This window comes from Nocardioides eburneus, assembly GCF_040838215.1.
Classification (GTDB): domain Bacteria; phylum Actinomycetota; class Actinomycetes; order Propionibacteriales; family Nocardioidaceae; genus Nocardioides; species Nocardioides eburneus.
In genome coordinates this window covers 39,543-63,823 of record NZ_JBFPJR010000017.1, presented here as the reverse complement: position 1 = coordinate 63,823, position 24,281 = coordinate 39,543, and the positions used below count along the sequence as shown (strand labels likewise).

Genomic DNA, 24,281 nt, shown 5'->3' with positions numbered 1-24,281 from the left:
CATGCCCCTGCTCGCCCGAGTCGCCGCCCGTTCCGTCGAGCGGCTCTCGCCGTCGTACGTCAGGGTCGAGCTGGCCGGCCCCGATCTCGCCGACTTCGGGGTCGACGGCCCGACGCTCGACCAGCGGATCAAACTGCTCTTCCCCGGACCGGCCGGTCTGCCCGTGCTCAACGGCGACACCTGGTGGCAGGAGTTCTCGGCGCTGCCGGAGGGGGAGCGCGGCGCCATGCGGACCTACACGATCCGCGAGGTGCGGGGCGAGGGAGCCGAGGTCGGGATCGTCGTCGACTTCGTGCTCCACGGCGCCGACGGAGACGGCGCCCACGGCCCCGGCTCCGACTGGGCCGGTGGCGCCCGCGTCGGCGACGAGCTCCTCATCGTGGTGCCGCGCCGGGGCGAGTTCTTCGGCGGGATCGAGTGGGATCCGGGCGACGCCGAGCGGCTCCTGCTGGTCGGCGACGAGACCGCCGTACCCGCCATCTGCTCCATCCTCGGATCGCTCCCCGACCACGCCGCCGGGACCGCGGTCCTCGAGGTGCCCACCCAGGACGACGTCCAGAAGATCGACGCGCCGACCGGCATCGACGTCCGCTGGCTGCCGCGCGAGGGCGCCCCCGTCGGCGCGCTCGCTCTCGAGGCGGTCGGCGGCCTGCTGGGCTTCTCCGCCGACGACCCCTCCCCGGACGAGGCGGAGCTGGGCGATCTGGATCTGTGGGAGACCCCGACGTACTCCTCCTCGGGCGAGGTCATCGCCGACGAGCCGGCACCCACCGACGGCCGCTACGCCTGGATCGCCGGCGAGTCCCGCATGGTCACGGCCCTGCGCAGGCACCTCGTCAACGAGCTGGCCCTGCCGCGGCGGCAGGTCGCCTTCATGGGTTATTGGCGCCAAGGCGTCGCCATGCGCGGCTGAACGCCTCCGACGGAGCGTCCGCCAGTCCACCCCATGCCGTCCTCGCTTCGCTGCGGGCGGCGGGGACCCCGGCAAAGCGTTGGCGCCGCTCACGCACCGCGCGGACGCTGGCGGCGTTGACGTCAGCTGTCGAGGCGGTCGGCGAACCGGCGGAGCGAGGCGGCGAGGGTGTGGCGCGTGCGCTTGGGGCGTACGGCGGCGGCCCGACGGTCACGGGCGCCGCGCTCGATCCGATCCTGGACCTCGCGGCGGGCGCGAGTCTCGACGAGGGGATCCCACATGACGGCTCCTCACGCTTCGATGAGGGTGATGTCGCCGCTGACGGTGCGGGCGCGCAGCTCGACGTGGTCCTGGCCCTCGGCCGGCTGACCAGCGCCCTTGAGGCCGGAGCGGATCTGACCGCTCACCGTGCTGAGGTCCGTCCAGACCGGTGTCCCGGCCGGGACGCCGATCCGGATGTCACCGGAGGCGCCCTTCCCGACGAGGCGGCCACGGGTCAGCGCTCGGATCTCGAGGTCGCCGCTGCCGGTGGCCATGGCGATCTCGCCGCTCGCGGTGCCGATCCGCAGGTCGCCGCTGCCGGTCTTGACCTCGACAGCGTCGGTCGTGTGGTCGAGCTGGACGTCACCGGAGCCGGTGGAGACGCGGACGGTACCGTCCGCCTCGACGATCCGGATGTCCCCCGAGCCGGTCTTGACCCCGAGCCGACCTCCGACCCGGCCGACCGCGATGTCGCCGGAACCGGTGGCGAGCTCGGCGGCGCCGGTGACCCGGTCGAGGTCGAGCTCCCCGGAGCCGGTCTTCACCTGGGCGGTGCCGAGAGCGCCGACGGCGGCCACGTCGGCGCTGCCCGTCTGGGCCCGCATCGCGGACCCCTCGGGCAGGGTGACGGCGACGCTGTGGCCTTTGCCGCCGAGGCCGAAGAGGCCGCGGTCGCGGGGTGCGACCACGCTGACGAGGTCACCTTCCCGGGTGACGCGGACCTCGTCGGGGTCGTCGCCCTCGACGGTGACGGTCGTGGTGTCGGTGTCGTTGGCGGTGACGTCGAGACGGCCCTTGCCGAGCTCGACGTAGAGCCGGATCGCGCCGGGCGTGCCGAAGGTGTAGACGGTCATCGAAGGTCTCCTGAGGGAGTGCGGAGCCACGGGGCCGGCGCGGGTCGCCGGTCCCGATGAGGGTGAGAAGGGGTCAGAGCCAGCCGGTCATGCGTCGCTGGGACTTGTTGGTGCCGGTGCGGAACGGGTCGAACCCGCCCATGGCGTCGTTGATGAACTGGGGGAGGGAGCTCAGGTCGACGTCGACGTTGATGCCGCCCTCGCGGGTGGCGGCACGGATGACGTTGACCAGCCAGGTGTTGAGCGAGCTGCCCGACCTGGCGGCGAACTCCTCGGCGCGGGCCTTGACCGACTCCGGGATCCGGAGCGTGATGCGGGCGATGGCGCCCTCGTCCTCGTCCTCCTCCTCGGGCGCAGGAGCCGGGGCCGCAGGTTGAGGTGGTGGGGGGAGATGGACGCCGAACTCGAGCTCGCGTCCGTTGAGCCGGACGTCGACGCTTCCGGCGGGCAGCTCAGCAGTGATCTCGGCGGCCGCCTGGGAGACGGCCTCCATGAGGGCGAGCCGCGCCGCCGGGTCGAGGGCGTAGGAGAGGCGCTCGGCGGTGGCGCGCGCCTCCGGGCCGGCTGCCTCGGCCGCCGCGAGCAGATCGCGGCGCAGGCTCTCGACGTACGGGGTGATGTCCATGTGCACCACGATGACGCCATAATGACGTCACGTCAAGGAAAAGTGATGTCATGGTGGTGCGGCGCGGTTCGCGACGTACGACGGCGTGCCCCGCGCCGCGTCGGCCGTCCCGGGGTCGCCGGATGGTTTAGTGGGGTACCGCGACTCGACGACAACAGAAAGGTCGTGGCATGCCCGGAACTGGCATCCCGGTCCTGGAGACCTTGATCCAGGCCAACGCGGTGGACTATCTGATCATCGCGGTCTACTTCGTCTTCGTGCTCGGCATCGGCTTCCTGGCCAGCCGCGGCGTCTCGGACTCGGTCGACTTCTTCCTCTCCGGCCGCTCGCTGCCGGCGTGGGTCACCGGGCTCGCCTTCATCTCGGCCAACCTGGGTGCCGTCGAGATCATGGGCATGTCCGCGAACGGCGCGCAGTACGGCCTTCCCGCCGTCCACTACTTCTGGATCGGCGCGATCCCCGCGATGCTCTTCCTGGGCGTCGTGATGATGCCGTTCTACTACGGCTCGAAGGTCCGATCGGTGCCGGAGTTCATGCTCCGCCGGTTCGGGCCCGGCGCCCACCTGGTCAACGCGGTCTCCTTCGCGATCGCACAGCTGCTGATCGCGGGCATCAACCTCTACCTGCTCGGGGCCATCGTGCACGCGCTGCTCGGGTGGCCGCTCTGGGTCGCACTGCTCGTGGCCGCGGCCATCGTGCTGTCCTACATCACGCTCGGTGGTCTCAAGGCGGCGATCTACAACGAGGTCCTGCAGTTCTTCGTCATCGTGGGCGCCCTCGCGCCGCTGACCATCATCGGTCTCCACCGGATCGGCGGCTGGGGCGGCCTCAAGGACAAGATCACCCAGTTGGCCGTCCAGCACTCCGACAAGGTGCCGGCGGCCTCCGACCAGCTGCACTCGTGGCCGGGCAACGACCTGACCGGCTTCGGCTCCAGCGCGCTGTCGGTGATCGGCATCGTGTTCGGCCTCGGCTTCGTGCTCTCGTTCGGCTACTGGACCACGAACTTCGTCGAGGTCCAGCGCGCGATGGCGTCGGACTCGATCACGTCGGCGCGGACCACGCCGATCATCGGTGCGTTCCCGAAGATGTTCATCCCGTTCGTCACGATCCTGCCGGGGATGATCGCCGCCGTGCTCGTGCCCGAGATCGTCAAGGTCAAGCAGGGCATGTCCGTCGCCGGGGGAGCATCCGGCGACGGCGTCACCTACAACGACGCGCTCATCTACATGATGCGCGACCTCCTGCCGAACGGACTGCTCGGCGTCGCGATCACCGGTCTCCTCGCCGCGTTCATGGCGGGCATGGCGGCCAACATCTCGGCGTTCAACACCGTGCTGTCGTACGACATCTGGGAGCGCTACCTCAAGAAGGATCGTTCCGACGACTACTACCTGCGGGTGGGGCGCGTGGCGACCGTGGCGGCGACGATCGTGGCGATCTTCACCGCGTCGCTGGCCTCCAACTTCAGCAACATCATGAACTACCTGCAGACGCTCTTCGGGTTCTTCAACGCGCCGCTCTTCGCGACCTTCATCCTCGGGATGTTCTGGAAGCGGATGACCGCCACCGCGGGCTGGATCGGGCTTGTCTCCGGCACGCTGTCCGCGGTCGTCGTCGCCTTCCTCAGCAAGGACGCCTTCGGCTCCGCCAGCATCGGGGTGCTCAACCTGAGCGGCCAGGGCGCGTCGTTCGTCGCCGCGGGGGCCGCGTTCGTCGTCGACGTCGTCCTGAGCGTCCTGGTCTCGCTCGTCACCCGGCCCAAGCCGGTCGCCGAGCTCAAGGGACTGGTCTACTCCGAGACCCCGAAGTCCGACCTCGTCGACAAGGACGCCACAGGCTTCCCATGGTGGCGGCGCCCGGTGCCGCTCGCCGGCGTCGGCCTCGTCCTTGTCATCGTCCTCAACATCGTCTTCGCCTGAGAGGAGCCACCCATGGCGCGAGAGTCGGCCGGCAAGTCGGCACGCAAGAAGACCGCGGGTGCCTTCGACATCCGCAACGTGATCGGCGCTCTGCTGAGTGTCTACGGCATCATCCTGATCCTCGTGTTCGCCTTCGTCGGCAACGACGCGAAGGGGGACAAGCACGACAACCTCTGGGCGGGACTCGTCATGCTCGTCGTCGGGCTGGTGTTCCTCGCCTGGGCGTGGCTGCGCCCCGTCGTCGTCAAGGAGGTCCCCGAGAGCGAGAAGACGCCGCCCGTGCAGTGACATGTCGGGCGCCTCGGGCGCCGTCGCGCTGCGGGCGGGGATGATCGTCGGATCGTCCCCGCCCGCGGCGCGTGGTGGGCTTGTCGTGGGCGGTCGGGAAGCCGCCGCCGGGGTGGGGCGGCCATGGGTGGTGGCCGCCTGCGGCAGCCGGGGTGCGGTGGCATTGGTCAAGCGCGGGTTGACCGATCGATCGGTCAACGCTCGGCCGCCCCTCTCCTCGGGTCGCTGCCCGTCGCCACGTAGGCTCGCGGCCCCTGGGAGACGCGACGCCTCCACCCGCCGGACGTCTGGTGCAGTGACACAGCGGGCACATGCCCCCGTGGTGGGGAAGTGCGCGTAGGGCGGCGCCGCGGCCCCGCACTTTCTCGCCAGCGTGCCAGGCGCGGCCGCGCAGAAGCACCGGCGCCCGCAAGAAGGAGGCCCCCGGCAGTCGGAGGTGACTGCCGGGGGCCTCGTACGCCGGGTGAGGATCAGAGGTCGAAGAGCGACTCGACCTCGTGGATGTCGACGTCCGTGCGGGGCGCGTGCGACTCGCCGCTGCTCGTCGTCGATTGCGGGGCCGCCTGGTCATCGGCCAATTCCGGCTGCTCCACAGCCGGGGCCTCGGAACTGTCCTCGGTCTCCGCCTCCGTCGGGGCCGCGGGGGAGGTCTCCGTTGCGTGCTCGGATGCCTCGGGCTGGGATGCCTCGGGCTGGGACGCCTCGGGCTGGGACGCCTCAACTACGGCGGCCTGCTCTTCGGCGGCAGTCTCGGCGGCGGACGCTTCCGGAGCCGCCTCCGCAGCGACCTCCGCGGCCGGGACCTCGGCGGCGGCCGCAGCCGGTGCACCGGCGACGACCGTGCCTTCGGGCGCCTCGATGTCGAACAGCGACGAGACGCTGTCGATCTCCACGTCGCTGCGCGGCGCGGAGGCGACGCCCGAGCTCGCCACGGCCGTCGTGCTGACGACGGGCGTTGCCGGGGCGGTCGGTGCCGTCTCCGTCGACGTGGGTGCAGCGGGCGACGCGGACGACTGCTCGGCCTCGTCCTGCTGGGCGCCGGCGGCGGTCGCGTCGGTGACCGGAGCCTCGACGGGCGCTGATGCGTCGGCTGTCTGTGCCGCACCCGCCTGCTGAGCAGCCGAAGCCGGAGCCGGACCAGCCGGAGTCGGAGCAGCCGGAGCAGCGGCGACAGCGCCGTCGGGCGCTTCGATGTCGAACAGCGAGGAAGCGCCCTCGATGTCGACGTCGCTGCGCGGCGCCGACGTCGCACCCGAGCCGGCCGGCGGAGCCGTCTTCGCGGTCTCGGTGGCCTCCGGTTCGGAGGCCTTCTCCGTCGAGACAGGTGCGGTGGCGGAAGCCGACGGCTGCTCGACGTCGGTGGCCTCCGGGGTGACCGGAGCAGCGGCCTCCGCGGCCGGGGTGGCCGGGATGTCGAACAGCGATCCGCCGGCACCCAGTTGCGGCTCCTCGGCTGCGGGCTCGGCCGGAGCCGCGGGTTCGGTGGGCGTGGGCTCCGCGGTCGGTGCGGCGGCCTCCGCGGCCGGGGTGGCCGGGGTGGCGGGGATGTCGAAGAGGGAGCCACCACCGAGACCGGCGTCGGAGCCGGACGCGGCACCGGTGCCCTGGTCGGCCTCAGGCTCGGGGGCCGTGGCCGGCTTCTCCTCCGCCGCGGGAGCCTGCTCGGCGGGGGTGTCGAAGAGGGAGCCGCCCTCGTCGAACAGCGAGCCACCGGAGGACGGCGTGGCCTTGGACTCCGGAGCCGCGGGCTCAGCCGGGGCCGGGGTGTCGAACAGCGAGGAGGCGTCATCGGGAGCCGAGGTGGTCCCCTGGGCCGGGGTGTCGAAGAGCGACGACCCTCCGGCCTCCTGGGACGCCTTGGCGGCCGGGCCCGCGTCGGCGGTCTCGGTGACCGTGGCGGCGGAGGCGGTGACGTCACCGGCGGACGGCTCGGCGGCGGTCGCGACCTTCGCCGCGGTCTCCGTGCCGGAGCCCGGCGCCAGCTTGGTGGCCATCTCGCCCTTGACCGAGGCCAGCAGCATCTGCGCGACGTCGAGGACCTCGACCTCCTCGCGGGCGGTGCCGTCGGACTGGGCCGCGGTGAGACCGTCGGAGAGCATCACCCGGCAGAACGGGCAGCCGACCGCGATCTGGTCCGCGCCCGTGGCGACGGCCTCGTCGGTGCGGTTGCGGTTGATGCGGGAGCCGAGGTTCTCCTCCATCCACATCCGGGCGCCACCGGCACCGCAGCAGAAGGAGCGCTCGGAGTTGCGGGGCATCTCGACCACCGAGGCGCCGGGCAGCACCTGCAGGAGCTCGCGCGGCGGGGTGTAGACGCCGTTGTGGCGGCCGATGTAGCAGGGGTCGTGGTAGGTGATCGAGCGCTTGTGGGCGCCCGCGCCCGAGGCGACCGGCGTCAGCTTGCCCTCGCGCACGAGGCGGTTGAGCAGCTGGGTGTGGTGGACGACCTTGAGCTCGATGCCGAACTCCTTGTACTCGTTCTTCAGGGTGTTGAAGCAGTGAGCACAGGTGGTGACGGCCTTCTTGACCTTGAACTCCTTGAACGTCTCGACGTTCTGCTGGGCCAGGCCCTGGAAGACGAACTCGTTCCCGGCCCGGCGAGCCGAGTCGCCGGTGCAGGTCTCGCCGTTGCCGAGGACGCCGAAGGAGATGCCGGCCAGGTCGAGCAGCTCGGCCACGGCACGGGTCGTCTTCTTGGCGCGGTCCTCGTAGGCGCCGGCGCAGCCGACCCAGAAGAGCCAGTCCACCTCGTCGAGCGACTCGATGTCCTCCCCGACGACCTTGACGTCGAACGGCAGGTCCTTGGCCCAGTCCATCCGCGCGCGGGAGGACATGTTCCACGGGTTGCCGTTGTTCTCCAGGCCGCGGAAGAGGCCGTTGAGCTCGGTCGGGAAGTTGGACTCCACGAGCACCTGGTAGCGGCGCATGTCCATGATGTGGTCGACGTGCTCGATGTCGACGGGGCACTGCTGGACGCAGGCGCCGCAGGAGGTGCAGGACCAGAGCACGTCCTCGTCGATCACGAAGCCGCCGTCGGCTGGGTTGTAGAACCAGTCGAGGACCTCCTCGCCCGCGCCGGCCGCGCTGTCCTGGTCGGTGTGGCCGATGAGCGGCTTCTCCGCGACGGTGCCCTCGGTCCGGCCGCTCTGAAGGTACGGCGCGGCGGCGTACGCGTGCTCGCGCAGGCTCATGACGAGGTGCTTGGGGGAGAGCGGCTTCTCGGTGTTCCATGCGGGGCACTGCGACTGGCAGCGGCCGCACTCGGTGCAGGTGGTGAAGTCGAGGATGCCCTTCCAGGAGAAGTCCTCGATCGAGCCGACCCCGAGCTTGGCGTCCTCGTCGAGGTCGTCGATGTCGTCGAGCGTGATCGCCTTGCCGTTGCTGGTCAGCGGCTTGATCGAGCCCAGCGCCGTGGTCGCCCCATCGGTGTCGCGGCCATTCGCCTCGCGCTTGAACCAGATGTTGAACCAGGCGGTGAAGCGGTGCCAGGCGATGCCCATGGTGAGGTTGAGCGCGACCACGTCGAGCCAGGCGAGCGCGGAGACCACCTTGATGAACGCGATGACCAGGACGAGGGTCTCGAGGCCGTCCTTGCCGAGCGGGTAGTGGAGCCACTCGCCGACGTACGACGAGATCGGGAAGTGGAAGCGCGTGGCCGAATCGGTGTGGCCCTCGGCCTTGTCCAGGCCGTACTCCGCGCCGCGGATGAAGATGATCGCGGCACCCTCGAGCAGCGCCATCGCCTCGACGAAGTAGGCCTGCCAGAACGTCGAGCCGAAGAACCGGCTCCGGCGGCCCTCCCGCTTGGGCAGGTGCATCTGGCGGTAGACGATGAGGAAGACGATGCCGATCGTCGAGAGGACGCCGATGGCCTCGCAGACCCACTCATAGACGAACCAGCGGCCGATCAGCGGCAGCGCGAACGATGGGTCGAAGAGTTGGAAGATGCCCTGGAGCACGGCTGTGCTGAGGATCAGGAAGCCGAAGTACACGAACCAGTGCATGACGCCGACCCAGCGCCACTGGAACATCCGAGTGTGGAGGAAGGTCTCCTTCAGCATCGTCAGGGTCCGCTTCCCGGGGGCATCGGCGCGGGATGCCGGCTGCCCGATCCGGAGGACACCGACCATGCTGCGCACGGCCTGGACCACCAGATAGACGGTGACCACGGCCAGCGCGAGTGAGACGGCGATGACGATCGTCTGCAACATGCGGGTTGGGCTCCTCGATGAGTTGTGCTCGTACGGCGAAGGCCGAGCGTGGCGACTCTACTGACAATCGGCCGGCACGCAGGGCGGTGCCCTCGGGCGTGCACGGGATCCTACCCGTTGGTAACTTCGATGTGCAGGGTCCACCGGTGCGGCTCGTCACACGTCGGCCGTGCGTTGAGGCGCCGGTCAGTGGGCGAGCGGCCGCTCGGCCGACACGGGCACGAGGCCGATCGCGAGGATCGGGAAGAGCGCCGCGAGGGCGAACGTCCCGGCGTACCCCAGATGGCTGACGGCGAGGCCGCCGACGGGCGGCACGATGCTGCTCGCGAGGAACTGCGCGGTGTTCTGCAGCCCCAGCGCCCGACCGGACCAGAACGGCCCCGCGCGCTCGGCCACCGCCGTGAACGCCAGTCCGTTGTCGGCGACGGTGAGCACGGTCGCCACCACGACGAGGGGTACGGCGACGAACCAGCCGAGCCCTGCGGTGAGGCCGAGCAGCAGCATCGTCCCCGCCGCGGCCCACGCGACCCAGCGCAGTGGCCGCATCCGGCTGCGTACGACGTCGGAGAGCTGCCCCGCGGCGATCCGGCCGAGGGCGCCGAAGACCTGGGCGACGGCGACGAGGACGCCCGCGGGCGCCGCATCCCAGTGCCGGTCCTGGACGAGCCAGACGAGCGCGAAGGTCCAGACGGCGAACTGGGGCACGACGAGCAGCACCGAGACACCGTGGATCCGGGCGAGGTAGCCGTCCTCGCGGTAGGGGTTGGGCGCAGGGGCGGCGCTGCGGTCGGGCCGCGGCGGATCGAGCACGACGGCGGCGACCAGGACGAGCGCGGCCGCACAGGCGATCGTCGGGATCCACATGGCGGCGTGGACGCCGTGGTGTGCGGCCACGACGGCCACCGTGATCGCGGCGATGCCGACCCCGACGGGCTGCGCCATCTGGCGGATCCCCATCGCGAGCCCGCGCCGGTGAGGCGGGAACCAGCCGACCACCACACGGCCGCTCGCGGCATTGGTGCTCGCGGCACACGCGCCGCCGACCACGAGCATCACGCCGAGCAGGGCGAGTCCATGGGTCAGCGCGGCGAGGAGCCCGACCAGCGTCGTACCGCCGAGGCCTGCGACCAGCACCAGCCGCTCACCGCGCCGGTCGGTGACCCAGCCCCACGGCACGAGCGCCAGCATCACGCCGAGCGTCGGCGCGGCGGCGATCAGACCGGCGTGGGCCAGGCTGAGCCCGTCGCGCTGGTGGAGCGTCGGGATGAGGAACGCCGCGCCGTGCATCATCGTCGCCGCCGCGGCCTGGGCGAGCGTGCTGGCTCCGAGCATCGCCCAGCGGCGTACGACCCCCACCGCGGGGGAGGGAGGGGCAAGGGTCGTCACCCTCTCAGTAAAGACGCCGGAGAGACGACGGACCCCGCCGCGTCCGTCCTTCAGGACGAGCGCGGCGGGGTCCGGGACGGATCGCCGAGGTCAGCCGGTCAGGGCTTGACGATCTTGATGCGGGTGCGGGCCAGGTCGATGACCGTCTTGGAGGCGTCGCTCGCGCCGAGCAGCGTGAGACGCAGACCGACGACCTGGATGCCCTGCCACTCGTTGCTCACGACGTTGGTCTGGATCTTGACCACCTGGTCGAGGCCGGGGATGTCGAGCGACTTCCCGTCGAGCTGGGAGAGGGTGTAGCTCTTGCCGCCCAGCGTGATCGAGGCGACGTGGGTGCCGTTGCTGTTGCGGGTGAGCTTCGAGAGGCCCTTGCCGGTGCGGCTGACGTTGGCCTGCGCGACGAGGCCCTTCACGACCAGCTTCGTGCTGCCGCTGCCGAGGGAGATCGAGGCGACCTTCGAGATGCCGCGGCCCCAGGCCTTGGTCTTCGACTGGTTGCCCTGCACCGTCGAGGTGGCGGCACCCACCGAGATCGGGAAGCCGGGGACCTTCAGCGGGACGCTGGCGATGGCCTTGGTCAGCGTCTTGCCCTGCGGGCTCTTGCACGGCATCTGGCGGAACGGCTGGCCGCTGGACGAGACCATGCCGCCGAGCGCGCTGACCTTGGTCGCCACGGCGTTGCCGCCGAAGACGCCCGAGGCGATGCCCTTCGACATGTAGGCCCAGGAGTGGGCCAGGTTGATCGTGGTCTTCGTGGGGAGCAGCTGGAGCCGGAGGCCGTCGATGTTGGCGCCCGCCCAGTTGGGACCGACGTTCTCCTTCTTGGCGCCGATGGAGAGCTTGAGGAGGCCGGGGATGGTGATCGGGTTGCCGGGCGTGGGCAGCTTGCCGGGCAGAGCCAGCGGACCGATCTTGCCGGTGATGCTTCCCGCGTTGGCGGTGGCCTTGGAGTGGAAGCCCGCGGCGTTGTGCCAGACGTGGGTCGTCATGGTCAGGCCCTTGATGTTGAGCGAGCCCAGCGAGTTGCCGATGGTGATGCTGGCGACCTTGGACTGGGTGTAGCGGTTGACCGTGTTGCCGACCTTGGTCGACCAGGTCTTGCTCGCGACCGCGCCGATCGACCCGAGGCCGCCCGGCAGCGAGACGCCGGCGGTGTGGTTCTCGTGGGTGACGCCGGCCTTGTTGGTGCAGCCGGAGGTGGTGTAGCCGAGGTCGCCGGACGCGGCCGGCAGCGAGCCGCCGACGACACGCAGGCCGTAGCCGAAGCCACGCAGGACGTAGGGAGTCGACACGACGGTCGCGGCGTCGGCGGAGCCGGGCGCGGCGAACGTGAGTCCGGTGGCGGCGACGGCGGCTGCCGTGCCGAGAGCGAGAAGGCGGGGCATGCGAATCTCCTGGATGCGAGGGACCCCCATCCCTCCAATAGCGGGGTCTGAACGCGGTGTCACCGAGCGCGAACCGGGGGTGATCTCGCGCCGCTCCCGCCCAGCGAGCGGGATGTGACAGATGTGCAACGAGAGACTTCCGGAAATGTGACGGGTGCGACGTCACCCCATCTAGTCATTTCGTCTGGTCATGTGGTCTGGCCGGCAATGACCCGATCGGAGCCTGGCCGGCCGGCCCGCCGGCCCGGCATCGGGAGCGGCCCATGGACGGCCGCGACGGCGCGGAGTTGGATGGGCTGATGACCAGCAACCCGCTCGCCACGCCCTCGACGGCCACCCGCGGCACCGTCGCGATCGGTGTCGGACCCGTCTCGATCGACGACGTGGTCGCCGTCGCCCGTGACGGTGCGCCGGTCGCCCTCACCCAGGAGGCGCTCGCCGCGATCGACCGGGCCCGTGCGGTGGTCGACTCCCTCGCGACGGCGGCCACGCCGGCGTACGGCATCTCGACCGGGTTCGGTGCGCTCGCGACCCGCCACATCCTCCCGGACCTCCGCGCCCAGCTGCAGCGCTCGCTCGTCCGCTCGCACGCCGCCGGCTCCGGGCCCGAGGTGGAGCGGGAGGTCGTCCGCGCTCTCATGCTGCTGCGGCTCTCGACGCTGGCGACCGGGCATACCGGCGTACGACGCGAGACCGCGTCGCTCCTGGCCGCGCTTCTCTCCCGAGGCATCACGCCGGTGGTGCGCGAGTACGGCTCCCTCGGCTGCTCCGGCGACCTCGCTCCGCTGGCGCACTGCGCGCTTGTGCTGATGGGGGAGGGGGAGGTGCGGGACGCCGCCGGCACCCTCATGCCTGCGGCGGACGCGCTCCTGGCGGCCGGCCTCGCGCCCGTCGAGCTGGCGGAGAAGGAGGGACTCGCGCTCATCAACGGCACCGACGGCATGCTCGGCATGCTCGCGCTGGCGATCGCCGACCTGCGGCGGCTGCTCCGGACCGCCGACGTGGCGGCGGCGATGTCGGTCGAGGCGCAGCTGGCCACCGATCGGGTCTTCGCGCCCGAACTGCAGGCGCTGCGGCCGCATCCCGGCCAGGCCCTCTCCGCCGCCAACCTCGTCGCGCTGCTCGCGAACTCCGGCGTCGTCGCGTCCCATCGCGGGCCGGACTGCAACCGGGTCCAGGACGCCTACTCGCTGCGCTGTTCGCCGCAGGTCCACGGCGCCGCCCGCGACACGGTCGAGTACGCCGCCACCGTGGCGGCCCGCGAGCTCGACTCGGCCGTGGACAACCCGGTCGTGCTCGCTGAGGAGAGCCGGGTGGAGTCGAACGGCAACTTCCACGGGGCGCCGGTGGCCTATGTGCTGGACTTCCTGGCGATCGTGGCCGCTGACGTCGCGTCGATCTCGGAGCGGCGCACGGACCGCTTCCTCGACGTGGCCCGCAACCACGGCCTCCCGGCGTTCCTCGCGCACGACCCGGGGGTCGACTCGGGACACATGATCGCCCAGTACACCCAGGCGGCGATCGTCTCGGAGCTCAAGCGGCTCGCCGTTCCCGCGTCGGTCGACTCGATCCCGTCGAGCGCGATGCAGGAGGACCACGTCTCGATGGGCTGGTCGGCGGCGCGCAAGCTGCGCCGGTCCGTCGACGGGCTCACCCGGGTGGTAGCGATCGAGCTCCTCACCGCCGCCCGGGCGCTCGACCTGCGCGTCTCGACCGGCTCTACCACGGGGGTCTCGCCGGCGCCGGGCACGGCGGCCGTCGTACGCCTGCTGCGGGAGGCCGGCGTCCCCGGCCCGGGGCCCGACCGGTTCCTGTCGCCCGAGGTCGAGGACGTGGTTGGCTTGGTGGCCTCAGGTGCGGTCGTCCGCGCGGTCGAGCACGTGATCGGAGAGCTGCGATGACTCAACCGATGATTCACCCGATGAGCGAGCCGAGGAACGAGAACCCGAGGCTGCCGATCCGCGCACCGCGCGGGACCGAGTTGACGGCGCGGTCGTGGCAGACCGAGGCGCCCCTGCGGATGCTGATGAACAACCTCGACCCGGCGGTCGCCGAGCGGCCGGAGGAGCTGGTCGTCTACGGCGGCACGGGCAGGGCGGCGCGGTCGTGGCCGGCGTACGACGCCCTCGTGCGGACGCTCACGACCCTCGGCCCCGACGAGACGATGCTGGTGCAGTCGGGCAAGCCGGTCGGGGTGATGAGGACCCACGAGTGGGCGCCGCGCGTGCTGATCGCGAACTCCAACCTGGTCGGCGACTGGGCCAACTGGGAGGAGTTCCGCCGGCTCGAGGAGCTCGGGCTGACGATGTATGGCCAGATGACCGCGGGCTCGTGGATCTACATCGGCACGCAGGGCATCCTGCAGGGCACGTTCGAGACGTTCGCGTCGGTGGCGGACAAGAGGTTCGACGGGTCGCTCGCCGGGACCATCACGCTCACCGCCGGGCTCGGCGGGATGGGCGGCGCCCAGCCGCTGGCGGTGACCATGAACGACGGCGTGGTCATCTGCGTCGAGTGTGATCCGAGTCGGATCCAGCGCCGCATCGAGCACCGCTACCTCGACGTCTGGGCCGACTCCCTCGACCACGCGCTCGCGCTGGCGATCGAGGCACGCGACGCGCGGACGCCGCTCTCCATCGGGGTGCGCGGCAACGCCGCCGAGATCGTCCCCGCCCTGCTCGAACGGGACGCCCCGATCGACGTCATCACCGACCAGACGTCGGCGCACGACCCGCTCGCCTACCTGCCTGTCGGCGTGCGCTTCGAGGACTGGCAGGCACAGCGCGAGGCCGACCCGGTCGGATTCACCCAGCGGGCGCGGGACTCGATGGCCGCGCACGTCGCCGCGATGGTCGGCTTCCTCGACCGGGGCGCCGAGGTCTTCGACTACGGCAACTCCATCCGTGCCGAGGCAGAGAAGGCCCGCGCCTGCCGTGCTTTCGATATCCCCGGGTTCGTGCCGGCCTACATCCGCCCGCTCTTCTGCGAGGGCAAGGGGCCGTTCCGCTGGGCTGCGCTGTCCGGCGACCCTGCGGACATCGCCGCCACGGACCGGGCGATCCTCGAGCTCTTCCCCGCCGAGGAGTCCGCGGAGTACGAGCGGCTGCGCCGGTGGATCACGATGGCCGGCGAGCGGGTCCGCTTCCAGGGCCTGCCGGCGCGGATCTGCTGGTTGGGGTACGGCGAGCGCCATCGCGCCGGACTGCGCTTCAACGAGATGGTCGCCTCGGGCGAGCTGACGGCGCCGATCGTCATCGGCCGCGACCACCTCGACTGCGGGTCGGTCGCCTCGCCCTACCGCGAGACCGAGGCGATGCTCGACGGCTCCGACGCCATCGCCGACTGGCCGCTGCTCAACGCCCTGGTCAACACCGCCTCGGGCGCGACCTGGGTGTCCATCCACCACGGCGGCGGGGTCGGCATGGGCCGGTCGATCCATGCCGGGCAGGTGGTCGTCGCCGACGGGACCGACCTCGCGGCGCAGAAGATCGAGCGTGTGCTCACCAACGACCCCGGCATGGGCGTCATCCGGCACGTCGACGCGGGCTACGAACTGGCCGCCGATGTCGCGGCGCGGACCGGGGTGAGGATCCCCATGGGCGAGGGCTGACGGCCGGGACTCTCGGTGATGCCGAGGGATCGGTGCATCTGGCCGTGTCCCTCCGGCGGGCGCAACGGCGAAGGGGCGTCCCCGTCGAGGTGACGCCCCGTCGTTGGCTGCCGCGGGGTGGCTGTTGTCGCAGCCTGTGCATTGACCGATCGATCGGTCAATGCACAGGCATCCCGCCGAGGATGCGCGCGTCGCTGCTCGGCGGCGTCAGCCGCCGAGCAGGCCGCCGACGAGACCGGTCGCGCCATCGACCACGCCGTCGACGGTGTCGCCCACGCCGTTGACCAGGCCGGTGACGGGGTCGTTCGTGCTGCCGCCGGAGCCGCTGCCCGTGGCGCCGGAGCCGTCGCTCGAGGTGCTGCCGCCGTTCGAGGTGCCGCCGGCGTCGGAGCCGCCGGTCGAGCCGCCGCTCGAGGCGCCGTCCGACGACCCGCCACCGGTCGAGCCGGCGCCGCTGGCGGTCGATCCGCCACCGGCACCGCTGCCTCCGGCGACGCCGTTCGAGCCGGCGCTGCCGCTCGCACCGCCGCTCGCACCGCCGCTGTGCCCGACGGTCGCCGCGTGCTTGCCGCCGGTCGCGGCGTGGGGGCTGACGGCCGCGGCGCCGGTGCCGGCGGCGGTGGTCGCCGCGTGGGCGCCGGCCGCGCGGTGCTTGGGCGCGCGGGACGGGGTGAGCGTGCCGGCGCCGTGGTGCGCCGGGGTGGCGGCACGGTGCTTGGCGACGCCGGTGGGGGCGGGCGCAGTGTCGTCGGCCTGGGCGGCCGTGCCGCTCTGCGCAGCATCCTGCCCGTCCTGGTCGAGCAGGTCCTGGAGGTGGGGGAGGAGTGCCACGGTGCCGGCCGCGACCGACGCGAGCAGCGCAGCGGGGGCCAGCATGGCCAGCTTGCGGCCCAGGGTCAGGGTCGGAGTCGGCACCGCCGCGCGCGGCTGCACGATCCGGACGCCGCGGGGCAGCGGCACGACGGTGGCCTCGGTGGCGTGGTGGCGCGGGCGGCGGCTGTCGAGGTAGGTGACGTCCGCATGGGCGCGCTCGAGAGTGATCGTCACGGGGGTCTGCTCCTGGCCGGGCTCTAGGGAGGGGGATAGCCCGTTCGGGCTATATCACCAGATCCACCCGGGTCATGTCATCTCGAGTGCAACTTCGAGTTGCACGGGGGATCGACCCTGGATCAGTCCCGGTCGGCAGTGCCCCGCAGGCTGCGGTCGGTGACGGCCAGGCCGGCGGCGAGGATGGCGCAGGCGACGACGATCACGCCGAGCACGTGCATGTCGCCGTCCGCGGGCGCGTCGCCGAAGGTCGCGCCGAGCACCCCGCTGGAGAGGATGGCGCCGAGGTAGACGAAGGTGCGGGACAGCCCGGACGCCGTACCGATGCGGTCCGGCGGGGACTGGCGGTAGAGCACCTGCTGGTTGGAGACGCTCGCCAGGCCCTGGGCGACGCCGAAGACCGCGGCGATGACGAGCAGGTAGACGAGCGGGCTGCTGGAGTGGAGCCCCAGCATCAGCGCGCCGCCGAGGATCGGCGCGGTGCAGGCGACCAGGATCGGCCCGCGGACCCGCGCGGTCCGGGCGATCGCGAGGGACATGATCCCGGCCAGGATCGCGGTCGGGAGCTGCACGAAGCCGGCCTGGGAGCTGGTGTAGCCGGCGTCGTCCTGCACCCACTGGCTGTAGCCGTAGGTCATCGAGTAGAAGCCGAGGTAGAGCAGGAACATCCGCAGGTAGGTGCGCGTCAGCGGCCCGTTGCTCGCGAGCATGCGGAAGTCGATGAAGGGTCCCCGACGCCGCAGCTCCCACCCGACCAGCCCGGCGAGCGCCACGGCGGTCACGCCGAGGAGCCACCAGTGCGGGGTGTCGAGCCGGAGCGCGAAGACCAGCAGCGACGAGACGGTGGCGGCGAAGAGCACGATGCCGACCGGATCGAGGTCGCGCAGCGACGGTCGGTCCGCCTCGGCGGGGCGGGACTCGTCGCGGGGGATCCAGATCAGCGTCATCACCAGCGCGGCGAGCGCGAGCGGCACGTTGACGAGGAAGATCGAGCGCCACCCGGCGAGACTGATGAGCGTCCCGCCCAGCACGGGGCCGACCGCGGAGCTGGTCAGCGTGGAGATGGAGATCCCGGAGAGGACGGCGGGCGGCGTCGCGACGCCCGCACGAGCGGACCGGGTGCGGATCATCGCCATGACGGAGGGGTACGCCGCCGACGTACCCACGCCGAGGAGGACCCGCGAGGCGACGACCGGACCGAACCCGCCGAACAGCGTCGGCAGGAGCCCCGCCAGGCCCACGAGCACGAGCCCGGCGAGGTAGACCCGGCGCGGGCCGAGGACGTCCCCGACCCGGCCGAGGGTCGGCTGGGCGATCGCGCTGGTGAGATAGAGCCCCGCCACCAGCCACACCACCGTGCTGCTCGGCACCCCGAGGTCACGGCTGATCGGCACCAGCGCGACCGAGATCATCGTGGTGTTGATCGGGTTGAGCAGTGGGCCGAGGAAGAGCGGCGCCAGGAAGCGGGCGCCGTAGACGCCCTTGACGGGAGCGGTGGTCCGGTCGCCGACCGTCGTCACGCGGGGGTCGCCTCCAGCAGGGCGAGCAGGTCGGCCGTCGTACCGGTCTCGGCACGCTTGGGGAAGAGGTGGGCGACGGAGAACTCGTGCCAGGCGAGGTCCGAGTCGGTCATCGCGTCGAGCGGCGTGGTGACGTGGAAGCCGAGCTCGAACGCCTGCTGCACCGTGGCCGCCACACCGTTGCCGGTCGCGACGCCGGTCACGACCACCTGGGTCACGCCCTGGGCGCGCAGGTAGGCCTCCAGGTCGGTGCCGGTGAATGCGCCCGGGGTGCGCTTGGTGACCACCTTGTCGGCCTCGCCCAGCTCGGGGACGAGCGTGGTGGCCGCCTCGGGCAGCTCACGACCGGCACCGGAGGGGTTCTGGTCGGTGCGGACGCCGGGCGCCCCGGCGACGTTGACGAGAACCACGGGCAGCCCCCGCGTCCGGAACGCGTCGGCGAGCTCGGCGCTGCGGGCGACGACGTCGGCCGTGGAGTAGGGCTGACCCTCGATCCCCATGATGCCGGCCTGCAGGTCGATGACGACGAGGGCGGTCTTCGGGTCGAGCGTGGTGAGCGGCATTCAGCGTCCTTCGGTGAAGAGGCGGTCGAGCAGCGCGGTCGCATCGGCGAGCGTCTGCTGTTCCGCGGGGGTGAGGGTGGCGAGCCGCTGCACGAGCCAGTCCTCGCGCAGACTGCGGCTCTCACCGACGAGGCGGGTGGCCTCCTCGGTGGTCGCGACGACCTTCTGCCGACCGTCACGGGGATCGGGGGTGACGGTCACGAGACCGCGCTCGAGCAGCACGCCGACGGTGGCGCCCATCGACTGCGAGCGGACGCCGACCTGCCTGGCCAGTGCGGTGATGGTGAGCGGGCCGTCCCGGTGGACGTAGCCCAGCGCCTCGGACTGGCTCGGCGTCAGGCCCATCCGGCCGCCGGTCTCCCGCAGGCTGCGGGTGGCGCGACCCAGCGTCGTACGCAGGTCCTGGGCGAGCGTCGCGCGGTCGGTCCCGGTCATGTCGTCGAGCCTAGACACTATGAAGGATAACTTCAAAGTTTGGCTGTGCATCTTCGCGAGGGGTACGACGACGGGGTGGCCTCCGCGCGCGGCGGAGGCCACCCCGTGTGGCTGTGGCGGACCCTTCAGTGGTCCACGAGCGCGGTCCGCGGCGCGGCCGGGACGGCCACCGGCCGGAGACCGAGCTCGGCGGTCGGCACCGAGCGCGTCTCGCGTGCCGTCGCGGCCGAGATCGCTGCGATCACGGCGATGACCGCGGTGAAGCCGGCGGTGACGGTCCAGCCGCCCTTCTCGACACCACCGAGCCCGGTGACGATCGTGGGGGCGAAGCCGGCCATCAGGAAGCCGACCTGGGTGCCGATCGCCATCCCCGAGAACCGCACCTGCGTGCTGAACATCTCGCCGTAGAACGACGGCCAGACGGCGTTGGCGGCGGCGTAGCCGCCCGAGAACGTCAGGATCGCGAGCGCGAAGGTGAGCAGCTCGTTGTCCTGGCCCATCGACAACAGGTAGAGCGGCATGAAGGCCGCGCTCGAGAGGGCGCCGTAGATGAAGACCGGCTTGCGGCCGATCCGGTCGGCGAGGCGACCGAACGCGGGCTGCGTCAGCAGCGCGACGGCGTTGGCGACGACGACCAGCCAGAGGGTGATCGACTCGTTGACGCCGACCTCCTTGCCGTAGGCGATAGCGAGGTTGCCGAAGACCGTTGAGACGGCCGCGATGAAGGCGCAGCAGACGACGCGCAGCACATCGGCCCAGTGGTCGCGGAGCAGGACCGCCACCGGCAGCCGCGCGATCCGGTGGCTCGCCTTGGCCTCCTCGAACTCCGGCGTCTCGTGCAGACCGCGGCGGATGAAGTAGGCGACGACCACGACGAGCGCGCTGCACCAGAACGGGATGCGCCAGCCGACGGAGTACTTCACGTGGTCGGGCAGGCTCACGACCGGGATGAAGACGAGCGCGGCCAGGATCTGGCCGCCTTGGGTGCCGGTCAGGGTCCAGGAGGTGAAGAACGAACGCCGGCCGTCCGGCGCGTGCTCGAGCGTCAGCGAGCTCGCGCCCGCCTGCTCGCCGGCGGCGGAGAGCCCCTGCAGCAGCCGGCACGCGACCAGCAGCACGGGTGCGGCCCACCCGATGGCGCCGTACGACGGCAGGCAGCCGACCAGGAACGTCGAGCCGCCCATCAGGGCGAGCGTGAAGAGCAGGACGCGCTGGCGTCCGATGCGGTCGCCGAAGTGGCCGACGAAGACGGCGCCCACGGGGCGGGCGACGTAGGCGAAGGCGAAGGTGGCGAACGACATCACCAGCGCCGAGGCGTCGTCGTCGGGGAAGAAGACGTGCGGGAAGATCAGCGCGGCCGCGGAGCCGAAGACGAAGAAGTCGTAGTACTCCACCGCGCTGCCCATGAAGCTGGCCAGCGCTGCCTTGCCGGGCGTCTTGCCCGGTGTTCTGGGTGTCGTGATCATGCCGGGTTCGGTCGGTCCCGCCATCGGGTCCTCCTGGAGTGATTCTCCCGCGGGCAGGCGCCCGCGGTCGAGCGGCCGGAGAGCCGCCCGGGGTGTCGTGGGGGTGGTGGTGTCCGGGCGAGCCCGGACGGGCTCAGTCGCCGGCGGCGGCGAGCTCGCGCAGGTGGGCGAGCATGCGGTCGGCCTCGGGCTCGATGCCGGTGATCAACCGGAAGGCGTCGACGGCCTGGTGAACGGCCATGTGGCCGCCGTGGAGCGTGCGGCACCCGGCCGCGCGCGCCGCCTGGAGGAGAGCGGTGTCGAGGGGGCGGTAGACGATGTCGGCGACCCACAGGTCGGCGTGGAGCAGGGTGGCGTCGAGGGGCAGGCCGGGGTGGGCGGCCATGCCGACGGGGGTGCAGTTGACCAGCCCGTCCGCCTCGGGAAGGAGGGCGGACAGCTTGTCCGGGTGGGCGGCCTCGACGGTGGCTCCAGGGAACCGGTGGGCGAGGCCCTGCGTCAGCCGCTCGGCGCGGGTGCCGTCCACGTCGACGACGACGAGCCGCTCCGCACCGGCGGTGAGCAGCGCGTCGGCGACCGCGGCACCCGCCCCGCCGGCACCCAACTGGACGACCTGGCGCAGCTCGGCGCCGGGGAGACCGGTGCGCAGCGCCGCCGCGAAGCCGGTGGTGTCGGTGTTGTGGCCGACCGCGCCCTCGGGGCCGAAGACGACCGTGTTGACCGCGCCCAGGCGCGACGCGGTCGCGTCGACCCGGTCGAGGTCGGCGAGGACCAACTGCTTGCATGGGTGGGTGATGTTCAGTGCGTCGTACCCCAGTGTGCGCGCGCTGCGCAGGAGCCCGCCGACCTCGCTCGGGCCGATGCCCAGCCGGCCGAGGTCGAGCGTCCGGTAGACGTAGGTGAGTCCCTGCGCGCGGGCCTCTCGCATGTGGAGTGCGGGGGTCAGCGACGGACCGACGCCCGCGCCGATGAGGCCGACGAGATAGGGAGGGTGGCTCTGCATGAGGTCGTCCTTAATGAACTATCTAGTACGTTCGCTGTGAACGACATCACAGGACACCCGAGGACGTCAAGGGTGTGGCGAGGAAAATGGCCCGTGGCGTACGTCGGCGGCGCGCGCGTCAGTGCGCGGTGGGCCGGCGCGGTGAGGTCACGCGGTGCGGTCAGCGCGCGGTGAGCCAGGCGACGACGGCGTCGCCGAGGATGGCGCGGTGCCGGCGGCGTACGTCGTCGGCGAGCATGTCCCGGCCGAAGAGGAAGCCGAACGTCGCGCTGTTGGCGACCTGGAAGACGCAGTAGGCGCTGATGAGCATGTGCACGTCGATCGCGTCGACGTCGGTGCGGAAGGCGCCCGCCTCGCGACCCCGGGCCAGGACGTCCTCGAGGAGGGATGCCGCGGGCGCGCCCAGGTCTCGGAGGTGTTCCACCTGCTGCAGGTGCTCCGCCTGGTGGATGTTCTCGACCGAGACCAGCCGGATGAACTCCGGGTGGGCATGGTGGTGGTCGAAGGTGAGCTCCGCGATGCGGCGTACGGCGTCGGCCGGGGGCAGGTCACCGGCGTTGATCGACTGCTCGGCCTCGCGGATGTTGCGGTAGGCGGCCTCGAGCACGGCGAGGTAGAGCTGCTCCTTGCCGCCGAAGTAGTAGTAGATCATCCGCTTCGTCGTGCTGGTGCGCTCGGCGATCTCGTCGACCCGCGCGCCGGAGTAGCCGTGGGTCGCGAAGACCTCGGTCGCCACGGCGAGCAGCTCGGCGCGGGTCCGGTCGGCGTCTCGGATGCGCTCGGAGGGGGCGAGGCGGGCCATGGCGACGAGGGTAGTGCCTCGTGGCGAGCGCTTCCCTTGGGCCGGCGAATTATGTACCGTTTGGTTCATTAACTCACCCACGGGAGGACTCCGATGCGCACCTCGATCGCGACGGTCTGCCTCAGCGGCGCGCTGGTGGAGAAGCTGCACGCCTGCGCCGAGGCCGGCTTCGACGGGGTGGAGGTCTTCGAGCCCGACCTCGTCGCCGCGCCGCAGAGCCCGGAGGAGATCCGCGCGCTCGCCGACCGGCTCGGCCTCACCCTCGACCTCTACCAGCCGTTCCGCGACGCCGAGGGCGTCGATGAGGCGGCGTTCGGGGACGTCCTGAGGCGCGCGGAGGCGAAGCTCGCGCTGATGCGGCGGCTCGGCACGGAGACCATGCTGGTCTGCAGCAACGTCGCCACCGCGACGGTGGACGACGACGAGGTCTCCGCGTCGCAGCTGCGTCGGCTGGGCGACCTCGCGGCGGCGTACGACATCCGGCTCGCCTACGAGGCGCTGGCGTGGGGCCGGTTCGTCGACGACTACCGACGGGCCTGGCGCATCGTCGAGCGCGCCGACCACCCGCACGTCGGGGTGTGCCTCGACAGCTTCCACATCCTCTCCCGCGGCCACGACCCCGCGGAGATCGAGAAGATCCCGGGGGACCGGATCTTCTTCCTCCAGCTCGCCGACGCCCCCGCCCTCACGATGGACGTCCTGTCCTGGAGCCGCCACCACCGGCTCTTCCCGGGCGAGGGCAGCTTCGACCTGCCGACCTTCCTCGGTCACGTCCTGCGGGCCGGCTATGACGGTCCGCTCTCGCTCGAGGTCTTCAACGACACCTTCCGTCGGACGGACCCCGCGCGCACCGCGCGCCAGGCGCTCCGCTCGCTGCGCTGGCTCGAGGACCGTGCCGCCCGCGACCTCGGCGCGACGACCACCGCGACGCTCGGTCGGCTGCCGGACGCGCCGGCACCGCGCGGCGTGGACTTCGTCGAGGTGAGGGCCGAGGACACCACGCCGGTGGAGACCATCCTGGAGCAGCTCGGCTTCGACTTCCGTGGCCGTCACCGCAGCAAGAACGTCCGGCTCTGGACCCAGGGCGCCGCCCGCATCGTGTGCCACGAGCGTCCCGCGGCCGGCGCGCGTCCCGTCGTCGCCGCCGTCGGCTTCAACGTCGCCGACCCCGAGGGCGCGGCGCTCCGCGCCGGGCGGCTCATGGCGCCGCCCGTCCACCGGCAGACGTACGCCGGCGACCAGGACCTCCGCGCCTTCGCGGCCCCCGACGGGACCGAGGTCTTCCTCTCCGGAGGCGGCGCCTGGGAGGAGGAGTTCGAGCACGGCGTACGGCCCGATCCCGATCCGGCGATCACCCACGTGGACCACGTCAACCTCGTGCAGCCCTGGCAGTTCTTCGACGAGGCCGTGCTGTTCTACGGCAGCGTGCTCTCGCTCGAGCCGCAGCCGGCGCTCGACGTCGCCGGCCCGTCGGGGCTGGTCCGCAGCCAGGTGATGCGCTCCGCGGACGGCGCCGTACGCCTCCCGCTCAACCTGCTCCCCGCGGAGCAGCACGGCCACGCGCAGCACGTCGCGCTCGCGTGCCGTGACATCGTCGGGCTCGCCCGTGCGGCCCGGGAGCGCGGCCTGCGACCGCTGCGGATCCCCGGGAACTACTACGACGACCTCGCCGCCCGCCTCGACGTCGACGACGAGCTGCTCGCCACCCTGCGGTCCCTCGACCTGCTCTACGACCGGGACAGCACGGGGGAGTACCTCCACCTCTACACCCAGACCGTCGGTGGGGTCTTCTTCGAGGTCGTCGAGCGCCGCGGTGGCTATGACGGGTACGGCGCCGGCGACGCGCCGGTGCGGCTCTCCTCGCAGGCCGCGCACGTCTCCTCGCGGTGCGGGACGTGCGCCTGACCGTTCTCACCGCTGCGCCGGCGTAGGCCGGTGAACGTCGGATCGGCGGAAACCGTGGAAAGCATGGAAAGCGTGGTGTGCCGTC

Annotated in this window: 19 protein-coding genes; 6 read left to right on the top strand and 13 right to left on the bottom strand. The window is 71.8% G+C overall.

The genetic code is table 11. The features are described from left to right. The first annotated feature begins 1 nt into the window (after position 1). Positions 2-913 (top strand): siderophore-interacting protein, encoded by a 912-nt coding sequence (locus AB3X52_RS11335; RefSeq protein ID WP_367994181.1) that lies wholly within the window; start codon positions 2-4, stop codon positions 911-913. 122 nt (positions 914-1,035) lie between these two features. Here the strand turns inward: AB3X52_RS11335 and AB3X52_RS11330 are convergent, their stop codons facing one another. The 3 genes from AB3X52_RS11330 to AB3X52_RS11320 all read right to left on the bottom strand — a co-directional run bounded on the left by AB3X52_RS11330 (position 1,036) and on the right by AB3X52_RS11320 (position 2,653). Continuing rightward, a complete protein-coding gene (locus AB3X52_RS11330; protein ID WP_367994180.1) occupies positions 1,036-1,194 on the bottom strand; it encodes a hypothetical protein in 159 nt (52 codons plus the stop codon). 9 nt (positions 1,195-1,203) lie between these two features. Continuing rightward, on the bottom strand, positions 1,204-2,028 hold the full coding sequence (locus AB3X52_RS11325; RefSeq protein ID WP_367994179.1) for a DUF4097 family beta strand repeat-containing protein: 825 nt from the start codon (positions 2,026-2,028) through the stop codon (positions 1,204-1,206). Positions 2,029-2,101: 73 nt separating this feature from the next. Continuing rightward, entirely contained in the window at positions 2,102-2,653 is a 552-nt protein-coding gene (locus AB3X52_RS11320; protein WP_367994178.1) for a pilus assembly protein HicB, read from the bottom strand. A 170-nt stretch (positions 2,654-2,823) separates the two neighbouring features. On the opposite strand from AB3X52_RS11320, the gene AB3X52_RS11315 reads away from it, so the two are divergent. Continuing rightward, complete coding sequence (locus tag AB3X52_RS11315; protein WP_437440548.1) at positions 2,824-4,575, top strand: sodium:solute symporter family protein; 1,752 nt, start codon at positions 2,824-2,826, stop codon at positions 4,573-4,575. Between the two features lie 12 nt (positions 4,576-4,587). Then, positions 4,588-4,863 (top strand): hypothetical protein, encoded by a 276-nt coding sequence (locus tag AB3X52_RS11310; RefSeq protein WP_367994177.1) that lies wholly within the window; start codon positions 4,588-4,590, stop codon positions 4,861-4,863. Between the two features lie 470 nt (positions 4,864-5,333). Here the strand turns inward: AB3X52_RS11310 and AB3X52_RS11305 are convergent, their stop codons facing one another. The 3 genes from AB3X52_RS11305 to AB3X52_RS11295 form a co-directional block, all read right to left on the bottom strand. Beyond that, positions 5,334-9,074 carry a heterodisulfide reductase-related iron-sulfur binding cluster gene (locus AB3X52_RS11305; protein ID WP_367994176.1) on the bottom strand — a complete coding sequence of 1,247 codons (3,741 nt, stop codon included), beginning with the start codon at positions 9,072-9,074 and terminating at the stop codon, positions 5,334-5,336. A gap of 186 nt (positions 9,075-9,260) precedes the next feature. Next, complete coding sequence (locus AB3X52_RS11300) at positions 9,261-10,460, bottom strand: MFS transporter (protein ID WP_367994175.1); 1,200 nt, start codon at positions 10,458-10,460, stop codon at positions 9,261-9,263. A gap of 98 nt (positions 10,461-10,558) precedes the next feature. Next, positions 10,559-11,845, bottom strand: a complete 1,287-nt coding sequence (locus tag AB3X52_RS11295) for a choice-of-anchor P family protein (RefSeq protein ID WP_367994174.1) — start codon at positions 11,843-11,845, stop codon at positions 10,559-10,561. Between the two features lie 299 nt (positions 11,846-12,144). On the opposite strand from AB3X52_RS11295, the gene hutH reads away from it, so the two are divergent. Then, complete coding sequence (hutH, locus tag AB3X52_RS11290; RefSeq protein WP_367994173.1) at positions 12,145-13,746, top strand: histidine ammonia-lyase; 1,602 nt, start codon at positions 12,145-12,147, stop codon at positions 13,744-13,746. 20 nt (positions 13,747-13,766) lie between these two features. After that, positions 13,767-15,455, top strand: coding sequence for a urocanate hydratase (gene hutU, locus AB3X52_RS11285; RefSeq protein ID WP_367994172.1), 1,689 nt, complete (start codon positions 13,767-13,769; stop codon positions 15,453-15,455). A 207-nt stretch (positions 15,456-15,662) separates the two neighbouring features. On the opposite strand, the gene AB3X52_RS11280 is transcribed toward hutU, so the two are convergent. From AB3X52_RS11280 to AB3X52_RS11250, 7 genes are all read right to left on the bottom strand, one after another. Next, a complete protein-coding gene (locus tag AB3X52_RS11280; RefSeq protein WP_367994171.1) occupies positions 15,663-16,502 on the bottom strand; it encodes a hypothetical protein in 840 nt (279 codons plus the stop codon). A gap of 122 nt (positions 16,503-16,624) precedes the next feature. After that, positions 16,625-18,022, bottom strand: coding sequence for an MFS transporter (locus tag AB3X52_RS11275; RefSeq protein ID WP_367994170.1), 1,398 nt, complete (start codon positions 18,020-18,022; stop codon positions 16,625-16,627). Continuing rightward, on the bottom strand, positions 18,019-18,585 hold the full coding sequence (locus AB3X52_RS11270; RefSeq protein ID WP_367994169.1) for an isochorismatase family protein: 567 nt from the start codon (positions 18,583-18,585) through the stop codon (positions 18,019-18,021). The genes AB3X52_RS11275 and AB3X52_RS11270 overlap by 4 nt, the downstream gene beginning before the upstream one ends. Continuing rightward, entirely contained in the window at positions 18,586-19,020 is a 435-nt protein-coding gene (locus AB3X52_RS11265; RefSeq protein ID WP_367994168.1) for a MarR family winged helix-turn-helix transcriptional regulator, read from the bottom strand. Positions 19,021-19,145: 125 nt separating this feature from the next. Continuing rightward, a complete protein-coding gene (locus AB3X52_RS11260; protein ID WP_367994167.1) occupies positions 19,146-20,510 on the bottom strand; it encodes an MFS transporter in 1,365 nt (454 codons plus the stop codon). Positions 20,511-20,619: 109 nt separating this feature from the next. Then, positions 20,620-21,489 carry a shikimate dehydrogenase gene (locus AB3X52_RS11255; RefSeq protein ID WP_367994166.1) on the bottom strand — a complete coding sequence of 290 codons (870 nt, stop codon included), beginning with the start codon at positions 21,487-21,489 and terminating at the stop codon, positions 20,620-20,622. Positions 21,490-21,649: 160 nt separating this feature from the next. Further along, positions 21,650-22,291, bottom strand: a complete 642-nt coding sequence (locus tag AB3X52_RS11250) for a TetR/AcrR family transcriptional regulator (RefSeq protein WP_367994165.1) — start codon at positions 22,289-22,291, stop codon at positions 21,650-21,652. A 93-nt stretch (positions 22,292-22,384) separates the two neighbouring features. Between AB3X52_RS11250 and AB3X52_RS11245 the strand changes: the two genes are divergently transcribed. After that, positions 22,385-24,196 carry a bifunctional sugar phosphate isomerase/epimerase/4-hydroxyphenylpyruvate dioxygenase family protein gene (locus AB3X52_RS11245; RefSeq protein WP_367994164.1) on the top strand — a complete coding sequence of 604 codons (1,812 nt, stop codon included), beginning with the start codon at positions 22,385-22,387 and terminating at the stop codon, positions 24,194-24,196. Positions 24,197-24,281: the final 85 nt, after the last annotated feature.